Annotated in this window: 10 protein-coding genes; all 10 read right to left on the reverse strand. The window is 65.0% G+C overall.

What is annotated here, in order from left to right; translation table 11 throughout:
• Positions 1 to 11 precede the first annotated feature (11 nt).
• Complete coding sequence (locus AC1DUN_RS16015) at positions 12 to 2,765, reverse strand: FimV/HubP family polar landmark protein (RefSeq protein ID WP_477714818.1); 2,754 nt, start codon at positions 2,763 to 2,765, stop codon at positions 12 to 14.
• 253 nt (positions 2,766 to 3,018) lie between these two features.
• Positions 3,019 to 4,158, reverse strand: a complete 1,140-nt coding sequence (asd, locus tag AC1DUN_RS16020) for an aspartate-semialdehyde dehydrogenase (RefSeq protein WP_477714819.1) — start codon at positions 4,156 to 4,158, stop codon at positions 3,019 to 3,021.
• Between the two features lie 285 nt (positions 4,159 to 4,443).
• Positions 4,444 to 5,514 carry a 3-isopropylmalate dehydrogenase gene (gene leuB, locus AC1DUN_RS16025; protein WP_477714820.1) on the reverse strand — a complete coding sequence of 357 codons (1,071 nt, stop codon included), beginning with the start codon at positions 5,512 to 5,514 and terminating at the stop codon, positions 4,444 to 4,446.
• 77 nt (positions 5,515 to 5,591) lie between these two features.
• Positions 5,592 to 6,242, reverse strand: a complete 651-nt coding sequence (leuD, locus tag AC1DUN_RS16030) for a 3-isopropylmalate dehydratase small subunit (protein WP_074577651.1) — start codon at positions 6,240 to 6,242, stop codon at positions 5,592 to 5,594.
• Entirely contained in the window at positions 6,243 to 6,380 is a 138-nt protein-coding gene (locus tag AC1DUN_RS16035) for an entericidin A/B family lipoprotein (protein WP_477714821.1), read from the reverse strand. It abuts the gene before it with no gap.
• A gap of 24 nt (positions 6,381 to 6,404) precedes the next feature.
• Positions 6,405 to 7,826 (reverse strand): 3-isopropylmalate dehydratase large subunit, encoded by a 1,422-nt coding sequence (leuC, locus tag AC1DUN_RS16040; protein ID WP_477714822.1) that lies wholly within the window; start codon positions 7,824 to 7,826, stop codon positions 6,405 to 6,407.
• A 50-nt stretch (positions 7,827 to 7,876) separates the two neighbouring features.
• A complete protein-coding gene (locus AC1DUN_RS16045) occupies positions 7,877 to 8,851 on the reverse strand; it encodes a LysR family transcriptional regulator (protein WP_477714823.1) in 975 nt (324 codons plus the stop codon).
• 184 nt (positions 8,852 to 9,035) lie between these two features.
• Positions 9,036 to 10,346, reverse strand: coding sequence for a citrate synthase (gene gltA / locus AC1DUN_RS16050; RefSeq protein ID WP_477661916.1), 1,311 nt, complete (start codon positions 10,344 to 10,346; stop codon positions 9,036 to 9,038).
• 49 nt (positions 10,347 to 10,395) lie between these two features.
• Positions 10,396 to 10,704: an FAD assembly factor SdhE gene (locus tag AC1DUN_RS16055; RefSeq protein WP_413325878.1), complete on the reverse strand. Its 309-nt coding sequence runs from the start codon at positions 10,702 to 10,704 to the stop codon at positions 10,396 to 10,398.
• A gap of 24 nt (positions 10,705 to 10,728) precedes the next feature.
• Entirely contained in the window at positions 10,729 to 11,433 is a 705-nt protein-coding gene (locus AC1DUN_RS16060; RefSeq protein ID WP_007866645.1) for a succinate dehydrogenase iron-sulfur subunit, read from the reverse strand.

An 11,433-nucleotide genomic window follows, 5' to 3' on the forward strand; every position in this document is an offset into this window, starting at 1 on the left:
TCAGGCTGCGCTCACGACAGGGCGTTCAGGAAGGCCTGCGCCTTGACCTTCAGCGGACCCTTGGCTTCGGCCATCACTTCTTCGGCCAGGGACCTGGCGCCATCGGAATCGCCGAGCGAACGGAACTCCTCGGCCAGCAGGAATTTGGTTTCCAGCGGGTCTCCGGACATGGACAAGGCTTCCTCGGGGTGCGCTGGGCTTTCCGTGGTGGGGCCGTTCAGGTCCAGCGACAGCGAACCGAGGTCGAACTCCAGCATGCCGTTGTCAGCCGCCGGTGCCGGTGCCGCTACTGGCGCAGGGGCCGGCGTGGGCGCCGCCGCTTTCACGGGGGCGGGTGCCGGTGCCGGTTTGGGCGCCGGTGTGAACGGTTCGGGCGTGAAGTTCAGGCCTTCATCGAGGAAAGACACCTCGGGTGCGGCGGCGGGTTTGGCGGCCGGCGGCGTGGCCGTCGGGAGTGCCACCGTGGCGCTGCTGAAATCCATGTTCAGGGGGGCGGGTTCCGGCGCCTTCATGGCCACCGTGGGCTCAACGCGCACGGGTGCCGGCGGCGGAGGTGGCGGGGCCGAGATGGCGGCCGGCGTGGTCGGCTCACTGGGTTCGTCACCGAGCGAGAAGTCCAGGTCGAGGTCGACATCCACCGAAGGCGTGGGCGCGGGGACATGCGCCGGCTGTGCCACCATGGCCACGGTGCCGCCCGGGCTGAAGGCCGAGGTGCTGCCACCGTGGCCGGCGCCGGCAGGTTGTCCGCCCGGCTGGTACATCGGGTTGGCGGGGTCGAGTTCTCGGCCCATTTCGGTGATGTAGGCCCACTCGGGACCGCTGCCGTGGGTGAGGTTGAAAGCCTCGATGGCGACGGTCTCAAACGCCTTGCTGTCGCGGCGCTTGGCGTAGATTTCCATCAGCTTGGCATGGATGGCCACGCGCATCGGGCTGGTGCGCATGGCTTCCTTGAGGATTTCCTCGGCCTGCAGGTCGCGTCCATAGGCCAGGTACACATCGGCTTCGGCTACGGGGTCGACGTCGCCAGCGGCATCCAATTGACTGGGCGAATACACCAGGGACGAGCCCGTGGCATTGCCTTCATTCGTGTCAATTCTTTGGCCGCCGCTGGCGCCGAAAAAAGAATCGGGCTGCAGCCTGCTTTCGAGGAAGGAACTGTCGACCTGGGCCGCGCCGCCACGCTGGCGGTAGCGGTAAAAGCCAAAACCGGCGAGCAGCAACAGCAGGCCGCCCGCGATGGGCAGTACCAGCGGGTTGTCGAGCAGTTCGTCGAGCAGGCTGGGTTCAGGTGGCGGTGGTGGCGTGGCCACGGGTTTTTTCGCAGCGGCCACAGGCGGCGTGGCCGCAACGCTGGCGGCGGGCGCGGGCTGCGAAGCAGCGGCCACCGGGGCTGCGCTGGTGGCTGCCTCGGAGGCTGCCGATACGGGCGCTGACGCGGCTGCTGCCGGCGCGCTGCTGGCGGTGGGGGCCGGTGGTGTTGCGGCGGCAACAGCAGGGGCCGGCGTGATGGCCGGGGCGGATGCGGGTGCGGCAGGGGTGGCTGCCGCGGCAGGCGCTGGTGCGGCCGCGGGGGCCGGCACGCTGGCGGGCGCGGGAACGGCAACGCCGGGGGCTTTGGCCGCGCTGGCTGCGGGTGCTGCCGCGGGAGCCGTGCCCAGCTTGTTCAGTTCGCTGATGTTCTTGGACAGCTCGGCCACTCGCGTGGAGGCTTCCTTGGCCTGGCGTTCCTTGGCGATCTTGTCTTCGGCCGCCGTCGGCGCTGCCTTGCCCTGGACCGCGCCCTTGGAGAGGGTCAGCTTGTCGGGTGTGCTGCTGGCGGGTGCACGGTCTTCGACCTTGGCCTGCACCTTGCCGCCGGCCTGGCGGTCGGCGCTGGCCACCTGGGTGGCCGGCACGCCTTCGGCCAGTTTGCGGCGGAAGCTGTTGAAGTCCTTGCTTTGCGCGACGATGGTCTGGCTGGCTTCACCGGCGGCAATCGCGCTGGCGGTTTCGGCGCTCGGAATGTCCAGCACGGCGCCGGATTTGATGCGGTTCACGTTGCCGCCGATGAAAGCGTCCGGGTTGCTGCGCAGCAGGGCGACCAGCATCTGGTCCAAGGACACGCTGGCGGGCTTGTTCTGGGCGGCGATCTTGCCGGCGGTGTCGCCGGTCTTGACGGTGACTTGCTTGTCTCCGCCGGCGGGGACTTTCTCGAGGGGCGCGGCGGGAGCCTTGGCGACCGGCGCGGGCCGGCTGCTGGGGCCGGCCGGCGGCGAGTAGGGAATGGAGGCAATGCCCTTGGCGGGCGGTGCCGCGGGACGGGATGACAGGACCGGCGCGGTGGGCGCGGCTGCGGAGCTGCCCGAGCGCAGGGCCGGCGGGTCGAACAGCATGGTGTAGTCGCGCGTGATGCGGCCGTTGGCCCAGCTGGCCTCCAGGATCAGGTCGACAAAGGGCTCGGTGACGGGGCGGTTGCTGCTCAGACGCAGAAAGGAGCGGCCGTCGGAGCGCTTCTGCAGGCTGACCTCGACGCCGGAAACCACACTGCCGTATTCAAGCCCTGCGGCCTTGAAGGTGTCGGGCGGGGCCACGCCGGCCTTGAGGCTGGACGCTTCTTCGGGCCTGATGTCGGCGATTTCGATTTCAGCGCGAAGGGGCTCGCCCAATGCCGACTGAACTGTGATCCGGCCCAGCGCGAGCGCGTGGGCTTCCAGACTTGCCAGGCTGCCGAGCAGTGCAATGGCACTTGCCAGGGCGCCTATGCGCCAACGACCGCGATTATTCATGGGGTTGTGAGCCTCCAGTGCTCGGTCTGCATGTAACTTTATTCTGCTTATGCGCACAAAAACCTCGATGCGAATTTTCGAAAAACAACCTTAACATCAAGGCATTAGGCTGACAAGCTAAGACACCACTTAAGTTTTGACACAGCGAGTTAGCAGCAACTTACAAGTTTCGGATGTTGTCTGACGACAACGTCCTGTGACATGTAGTTACTGATGAGCGGTTGCATGTTGGCAGCCGCTCACATCCATTATTTCAGCCCTGCAGCAGGATGCGCAGCATGCGGCGCAGCGGCTCGGCGGCGCCCCACAGCAGTTGGTCGCCCACCGTGAACGCACCCAGGTAGTCGGGGCCCATGGCCAGCTTGCGCAGGCGGCCCACGGGGATCTGCATGGTGCCGGTGACGGCCACAGGCGTGAGGTCCTTGATGGAGGCTTCGCGCGTGTTGGGCACGACTTTGACCCACTCGTTGTCGGCCGCGATCATGGCCTCGATGTCGGCCAGCGGCACGTCCTTCTTGAGCTTGAAGGTCAGCGCCTGGCTGTGGCAGCGCATCGCGCCTATGCGCACGCAGAAGCCGTCCACAGGGGTTTCGGCCGTGCCGAAGCCGGCGCCCTGGCCCAGGATCTTGTTGGTCTCGGCGCCGCCCTTCCATTCTTCCTTGCTCATGCCGTTGCCCAGATCCTTGTCGATCCAGGGGATCAGCGAGCCGCCCAGCGGCACACCGAAGTTGGCGGTCTCGCTGGTGCTCAAGCCCTGTTGTTTTGCCAGGATGCGGCGGTCGATTTCAAGGATGGCGGACTTGGGGTCGTCCAGCAGCGAGCGGACTTCGCTATTGAGCGTGCCGAACTGCGTCAGCAATTCGCGCATGTGCTGCGCGCCGCCGCCCGAAGCCGCCTGGTAGGTCATGCTGGTCATCCACTCGACCAGGCCGGCCTTGTACAGCGCGCCCACGCCCATCAGCATGCAGCTGACCGTGCAGTTGCCGCCGATCCAGTTGTTGCCGCCCTTGGCCAGCGCGTTCTGGATCACCGGCAGGTTGACAGGGTCCAGGATGATGACGGCGTCGTCGTTCATGCGCAGCGTGGAGGCCGCGTCTATCCAGTGGCCCTTCCAGCCGGCCGCGCGCAGCTTGGGGAAGACTTCGGAGGTGTAATCGCCGCCCTGGGCTGTGATGATGACGTCGCACTTCTTGAGCGCTTCAATGTCAAAGGCGTTTTTGAGGGTGGTCTCGTTCTTCGCCTGGGCGGGGGCTTTGCCGCCCGCGTTGGAGGTCGAGAAGAACACCGGCTCGATCAGGTCGAAGTCGCCCTCGGCCTGCATGCGGTCGATCAGCACCGAGCCGACCATGCCGCGCCAGCCGACGAGCCCTGTGAGATTGCCTTTGAGTTTCATTGGAACTGCCCCTTCAAAAAGTCAAAAATATGGCTTTTGGGCCCGGCTCATCGAGCCGGCAGGGCACGACGAACCAGGCTTGCTAGCCTTTAATGGTGGTCGTTTTGGTGATCTGGGCAAAAACCGGCGCGCCATGACCCGCGCGCAGGGCGGCGGGGCAGCGGGTGAAAGCGGGGTTTTTGCGCATAGGTGTCGATTGTAGCCAGGCTTGGCTTTAGCGGGGCTGACAACCGCCTCAAACCTGTGTTTTGACGCCGGTTTGAGGTGGTTTGCTGCAAAAAAACGTCAGGCCAAGGCTTTGACCACGGCATCACCCATCTGCACCGTCCCGACCTTGGTCGTGCCTTCGCTGTAGATGTCGGGCGTGCGCAAGCCCTGGCTCAGCACGGCGTCCACGGCTTTTTCGATGCGGGCGGCGGCTTCAGGCTGGTTCAGGCTGAAGCGCAGCATCATGGCCGCGCTCAAAATCGTTGCAAGCGGATTGGCCACGCCCTTGCCGGCGATGTCGGGCGCGCTGCCGTGGCTGGGTTCGTACAGGCCCTGGTTTTTGTCGTTGAGGCTGGCCGAGGGCAGCATGCCGATGGAGCCGGTCAGCATGGCGGCGGCGTCGCTGAGGATGTCGCCAAACATATTGCCGGTGACGACCACGTCGAACTTCTTGGGCGCCTTGACCAGCTGCATGGCGGCGTTGTCCACATACATGTGGTCCAGCGCGACGTCGGGGTATTGCGTGCCGACTTCGGTGACCACGTCTTTCCAGAGCTGGAAGGTTTCCAGCACATTGGCCTTGTCGACGCTGGTCACGCGCTTGCCGCGCTTGCGGGCGGCCTGGAAGGCGACGTGGGCGATGCGTTCGATCTCGGGGCGCGAATAGCGCATGGTGTCGAAAGCCTCTTCCGAGCCGGGGAAGTGGCCGTCGGGCGAGACGCGGCGGCCGCGCGGCTGGCCGAAGTAGATGTCACCGGTCAGCTCGCGGATGATGAGGATGTCCAGGCCGGACACCAGTTCGCGCTTGAGGCTGGAGGCTTCCACCAGTTGCGCGTAGCAGATGGCCGGCCGGAAGTTGGCGAACAGGCCCAGGTTTTTGCGCAGGCCCAGGATGGCCTGTTCGGGCCGCAGCGGCCGGTCCAGCTTGTCGTATTTCCAGTCGCCCACCGCGCCGAAGAGCACGGCGTCGGCCTCCTTGGCGAGCTTGAGCGTGGCCTCGGGCAGCGGGTGGCCGTGGGCCTCGTAGGCGGCGCCGCCGACCAGCGCGCTCTCGGTTTCAAACTTCAGGTCCAGGGCTTTCAGGACCTTGACGGCCTCGGCGACGATTTCGGTGCCAATGCCGTCACCCGGCAGGATTGCGATTTTCATGGTGCTGTCTTTGAATGGCTGCGCGCCCCGCAGGGGGCGGCGCGCGGCGTATGCGTGAAAAGGAAAAGAAAAGGGGTTCAGCCCGCGACGGTGTGGTTCAACCAGGGTTTGGTCGCCAGGCGCTCGGCTTCAAAGGCCTTGATCTTGTCGCTCTGGCGCAGGGTCAGGCCGATGTCGTCCAGGCCGTTGAGCAGGCAGTACTTGCGAAAGGCCTGCACCTCGAAGGGGAGTTCCCCGCCCTGCGGCTTGACGATCACCTGGCGCTCCAGGTCCACCGTCAACTGGTAACCGGGAAAGGCCAGCGCCTCGTCGAACAGCTGGGCCACCTGCGCTTCGGGCAGCACGATGGGCAGCAGGCCGTTCTTGAAGCTGTTGTTGAAGAAGATGTCGGCGTAGCTGGGAGCGATGATGGCGCGAAAGCCGTATTGGTCCAGCGCCCAGGGCGCGTGTTCGCGCGAGGAGCCGCAGCCGAAGTTCTTGCGCGCCAGCAGGATGGAGGCGCCCGCGTAGCGCGGCTGGTTCAGCACGAAGTCGGGGTTGGGCTTGCGCGTGGCCGGGTCCTGGCCGGGAAAGCCCGCATCCAGGTAGCGCCATTCGTCAAACAGGTTGGGGCCGAAGCCGGTCTTGCGTATCGACTTGAGGAACTGCTTGGGAATGATGGCGTCGGTGTCGACGTTCTCGCGGTCCATGGGGGCCACCAGGCCCTTGTGTAGGGTGAATTTTTTCATTTACTTCTTCGCCGCGTTTTCGATTTTCTCGCCGACTTTCTGGACGTCCTGGCCGACACCGCGGAAGGTGTTGCAGCCGGCCAGCAGCAGGGTCGCGCACGCCAGTGACAACGCGATCAGGGTGGTGAGTGTTTTCATGGGAAGGTCCTCCTGTGGCTCGGGTTAGACAAACTTGCGGATATCGACAAAGTGGCCGTGCACGGCGGCCGCCGCCGCCATGGCGGGGCTGACCAGGTGGGTGCGCCCGCCGGCGCCCTGGCGGCCTTCGAAGTTGCGGTTGCTGGTGGAGGCGCAGCGCTCGCCCGGCTCCAGCCGGTCGGCGTTCATGGCCAGGCACATGGAGCAGCCCGGTTCGCGCCACTCAAAGCCGGCCGCCACAAAAATCTTGTCCAGGCCTTCGCGCTCGGCCTGCTCCTTGACCAGGCCCGAGCCCGGCACCACCAGCGCGAGCTTGACGTTTTTCGCGACCTTCTGGCCGATCTTCTTGATCACGGCGGCGGCTTCGCGCATGTCCTCGATGCGGCTGTTGGTGCAGGAGCCTATGAACACCTTGTCGATATAGAGGTCGTTCAGCGCCTTGCCGGGCTCCAGGCCCATGTATTTCAGGGCGCGTTCGATGGCATCGCGCTTGTTGGCGTCTTTTTCCTTGTCGGGGTCGGGCACGCGGTCGTCAATCGACAGCACCATTTCGGGCGAGGTGCCCCAGGTGACCTGCGGCAGGATCTGGCCGGCGTCGAGCTCGACCACGGCATCGAACTTCGCGTCGGCATCGGAGTGCAGCGTGTTCCAGTACTTGACGGCCATGTCCCATTCGACGCCGGTGGGCGACAGCAGGCGGCCCTTGACGTAGTCGATGGTTTTCTGGTCGACGGCGACCAGGCCGGCGCGCGCGCCGGCTTCAATCGCCATGTTGCAGACCGTCATGCGGCCTTCCATGCTGAGTGCGCGTATCGCCGAGCCGGCGAATTCAATCGTGTAGCCGGTGCCGCCGGCTGTGCCGATCTTGCCGATGATGGCCAGCACGATGTCCTTGCCGGTCAGGCCGGGGGCGAGCTTGCCCTCCACCTTCACCAGCATATTCCTGGCTTTTTTGGCCAGCAGGGTTTGCGTGGCCATCACGTGCTCGACTTCGCTGGTGCCTATGCCGTGCGCCAGCGCGCCGAAGGCGCCATGGGTGGAGGTGTGCGAGTCGCCGCAGACCACCGTCATGCCGGGCAGGGTGGCGCCGTTTTCAGGGCCGATCACATGCACGATGCCCTGGCGTTTGGAGAGGAAGGGGAAGAAGGCGGCCGCGCCGAATTCCTTGATGTTGCTGTCCAGCGTGGTGATCTGTTCCTTGCTGACCTGGTCGGTGATGCCGTCGTAGCCGAGTTCCCAGCCGGTGGTGGGCGTGTTGTGGTCGGCGGTGGCGACGATGGAGCTGATGCGCCAGACCTTGCGGCCGGCCTCGCGCAGGCCTTCAAAGGCTTGCGGGCTGGTGACTTCGTGCACCAGGTGGCGGTCTATGTAGAGGATGGCCGTGCCGTCGTCTTCGGTGTGAACGACGTGCTCGTCCCAGATCTTGTCGTAGAGGGTGCGTCCCATGGTTTTCCTTCGTGGTCTCTCGTTGCCGTGTGTTTGTCGTTGAGGTGATTTTAGGCGGCCGCACCGGCGGGGGCGGCCCCGGTGTGGGCCGGCCTGGCGCTGGCGGCCGGCGCCGCGGGCTGCGTCAAGTGCTCCACCAGCAGCCGCGCCGTCAGCGGCAGCGTGGAAAAGTCGCGCGCCACCAGCTGGATCTGGCGCTCCGCCCAGCTGTCCAGCAGCGGTATGGATTCAAGCTCGCCGACGCCATGCGTCAGCTCAAAGGCGCGCTGCGGCATCACGCCCACGCCCAGGCCGTTGTGGATCATGCGGCACATGGCGTCCAGGCCGGTCACGTGGATGCGCAGCTTGATGGTGCGGCCCAGCCGGGCCGCGGCTTCGCGCATGGCCAGGTAGATCGAGCTGTTGGAGTGCAGACCGACCTGGTCGTAGTCGAGCGCCGCTTCGAAGCGGATGGCGCCCTGCGCGCGCAGCGGGTGGCCCCGGGGGACGATGAGCACCAGCTTGTCGCTGCGGTAGGGCAGGGTCTGCAGGTCGCCCGCGCCGTTGGCGGTGTTGCACAGCCCCAAGTCGGCCGCGCCTTCCTGCACGGCGCGCACGACCTCGGTGCTCAGGTGCTCTTCGAGGTCTATCTTGATGCCGGAATGCTCGCGCGTGAAAGCGCCCAGGTCTTCGGGCAAAAATTGCACGATGGCCGAGATGCTGGCGTGCACGCGCACATGGCCGCGCACGCCGTCGGCGTACTCGCTGAGTTCGCTCTGCATTTTTTCGAGGCTGAACAGCACCGAGCGCGCATGGTGCAGCAGGCTCTCGCCGGCCGGCGTCAGGTCGACACCGCGGGTGTGGCGGTACAGCAGCGGGGTGTCCAGCGTGGCTTCGAGGTCGGAAAGGCGCTTGCTCACGGCCGAGGCGGCGATGAATTCGCGCTCGGCGGCCTTGCCTATGCTGCCCAGCTCGCAGACAGCCACAAAGAGCTGAAGCGAGGTCAGGTCTATGCGGCGGGCAAAGTTGCGTTCTGAGCTTTTCATGGGGGGTGGGGCGTTCCGTCATCGCGATCGACGACGATGAATCGCTATTTTGCCGCTAAGAACCGGATTTTGCCATCGCAATACGCGATGACCCGCTTGCCGGCGGGCGTTTTCCGGCCGGGGCGTAAAAAAAGCCCGCCGATGCTGCCATCAGGCGGGCTTTGCGCGAGGCGCGGGGCTTGGCTTAGCGCTTGGCCAGCGGCAGGACCTGGCGCGTCGTGGAGCCGGTGAACAGCTGGCGCGGACGGCCGATCTTGTACTCGGGGTCGCCGATCATTTCATTGAGCTGGGCGATCCAGCCGACGGTGCGGGCCAGCGCGAACACGGCCGTGAACAGCGGCACAGGGATGCCGATGGCGCGCTGCACGATGCCGGAGTAGAAGTCGACGTTGGGGTAGAGCTTGCGCGAGACGAAGTAGTCGTCTTCGAGGGCAATCTTTTCCAGGGCCATGGCCAGCTTGAACAGCGGGTCGTTTTCCAGGCCCATTTCCTTGAGCACTTCCTTGCAGGTTTCCTGCATGAGCTTTGCGCGCGGGTCGTAGTTCTTGTAAACGCGGTGGCCGAAGCCCATCAGCTTGACGCCGGAGCTCTTGTCCTTGACCTGCTTGATGAATTCGCCGATTTTCTCGACGCCGCCCTGCTTCTGGATGTCGCCGAGCATGTTGAGGGCCGCTTCGTTGGCGCCGCCGTGGGCCGGGCCCCAGAGGCAGGCCACACCAGCCGCGATGGCGGCAAACGGGTTGGTGCCGGAGGAGCCGCACAGGCGCACGGTGGAGGTGGAGGCGTTCTGCTCGTGGTCGGCGTGCAGGATGAAGATGCGGTCCAGCGCGCGTTCGAGCACCGGGTTGACCTTGTATTCCTCGCACGGCGTAGCGAACATCATGTGCAGGAAGTTGCCGGCGTAACTCAGGTTGTTCTTGGGGTACATGTAGGGCTGGCCCACGGTGTACTTGTAGGCCATGGCGACCAGGGTCGGCATCTTGGCGATCAGGCGGATCGCGGCGATTTCGCGGTGTTCCGGGTTGTTGATGTCGGTGCTGTCATGGTAGAAGGCCGACAGGGCGCCGACCAGGCCGGTCATGATGGCCATGGGGTGCGCGTCGCGGCGGAAACCGCGCAGGAAGAACTGCATCTGCTCGTTGACCATGGTGTGGTTGGTCACGCGGTGCACGAAGTCGGCCTTCTGCGCCACATTGGGCAGCTCTCCGTACAGCAACAGGTGGCAGGTTTCCATGTAGTCGCAGTTGGTGGCCAGCTGCTCGATGGGGTAGCCGCGGTACAGCAGCTCGCCCTTGTCGCCGTCGATGTAGGTGATGGCCGACTGGCAGGAGGCGGTCGACAGGAAACCGGGGTCGTAGGTGAACATGCCGGTCTGGGCATACAGCTTGCGGATGTCGACGACGTCCGGGCCGACATTGCCCTGGTACACCGGCAGTTCAATGCTGGGGCTGCCGTTGCTGAAGGACAGGGTGGCTTTGTTGTCAGCTAGCTTCATTTCTTGCTTCTTTCTTTCGTATCAGTGTCAGATTGGGTCGGGCTGGGAATCACGGAGCCGGGGTCGAGGGCCGCAGCAACTTTAAAACGTCATGGGCTTCAGAAGTAGAGGCGCTTGCCTTGGCCGATTCGTCCGCCAGCTGGCCGGCGTCCTTCCGTTTTAGCAGCAGGTCGAGCAGGTCGTTGTCGGACAAATCCATTAAATCACTCAACCCTTTAGCCTGCCTGACGGTCAGGGTGGCTTCGTGGCCCTGGAAGAAGCGCGCTATCAGCAGGTCGTTTTCCAGCAGGCCGCGCCGGCAGCGCCACTTGAGCTTGCTCAGGGCGCGCTCATCGAGCAGGGCGTCGGCGGTTTCCATGGCGTCGGGTCGGTCAGCGAACGGTCAGACTGTCCTCAAAACCATCATTTCCTTGATCTTGCCGATGGCTTTCGTCGGATTCAAGCCTTTGGGGCAGACGTCGACGCAGTTCATGATGGTGTGGCAGCGGAACAGGCGGTAGGGGTCTTCCAGGTTGTCCAGGCGCTCGGCGGTGGCTTCGTCGCGGCTGTCGGCGATGAAGCGGTAGGCCTGCAGCAGGCCGGCCGGGCCGACGAATTTGTCGGGATTCCACCAGAAGCTAGGGCAGGAGGTCGAGCAGCTGGCGCACAGGATGCACTCGTAGAGGCCGTTGAGCTCGTCGCGCTCCTCGGGGCTCTGCAGGCGCTCTTTTTCGGGCGGCACGTTGTCGTTGATCAGGTAGGGCTTGATCGAGTTGTACTGCTTGAAGAACTGCGTCATGTCGACGATCAGGTCGCGCACCACGGGCAGGCCGGGCAGCGGCTTGAGCACGATGACCTCGGGCAGCGTGCGCATATTGGTCAGGCAGGCCAGGCCGTTCTTGCCGTTGATGTTCATCGCGTCGGAGCCGCAGACGCCTTCGCGGCAGGAGCGGCGAAAGCTGATGGACGGGTCCTGCGCCTTGAGCTTCATCAGTGCGTCCAGCAGCATGCGCTCATGGCCGTCGAGTTCCACCTCGATGGTCTGCATGTAGGGCTTGGCGTCGGTGTCCGGGTCGTAGCGGTAGATCTTGAAGGTGCGTTTGGTCAT

Source organism: Polaromonas sp. P4_F6, assembly GCF_056401275.1.

Coding starts and splice junctions, on each gene's coding strand:
- leuD (WP_074577651.1), bottom strand. CDS start 6,242: ATGAAAAAATTCACCCTACACAAGGGCCTGGTGGCCCCCATGGACCGC.
- AC1DUN_RS16035 (WP_477714821.1), bottom strand. CDS start 6,380: ATGAAAACACTCACCACCCTGATCGCGTTGTCACTGGCGTGCGCGACC.
- leuC (WP_477714822.1), bottom strand. CDS start 7,826: ATGGGACGCACCCTCTACGACAAGATCTGGGACGAGCACGTCGTTCAC.
- AC1DUN_RS16055 (WP_413325878.1), bottom strand. CDS start 10,704: ATGGAAACCGCCGACGCCCTGCTCGATGAGCGCGCCCTGAGCAAGCTC.
- gltA (WP_477661916.1), bottom strand. CDS start 10,346: ATGAAGCTAGCTGACAACAAAGCCACCCTGTCCTTCAGCAACGGCAGC.
- AC1DUN_RS16045 (WP_477714823.1), bottom strand. CDS start 8,851: ATGAAAAGCTCAGAACGCAACTTTGCCCGCCGCATAGACCTGACCTCG.
- AC1DUN_RS16015 (WP_477714818.1), bottom strand. CDS start 2,765: ATGAATAATCGCGGTCGTTGGCGCATAGGCGCCCTGGCAAGTGCCATT.
- asd (WP_477714819.1), bottom strand. CDS start 4,158: ATGAAACTCAAAGGCAATCTCACAGGGCTCGTCGGCTGGCGCGGCATG.
- leuB (WP_477714820.1), bottom strand. CDS start 5,514: ATGAAAATCGCAATCCTGCCGGGTGACGGCATTGGCACCGAAATCGTC.
- AC1DUN_RS16060 (WP_007866645.1), bottom strand. CDS start 11,433: ATGACCAAACGCACCTTCAAGATCTACCGCTACGACCCGGACACCGAC.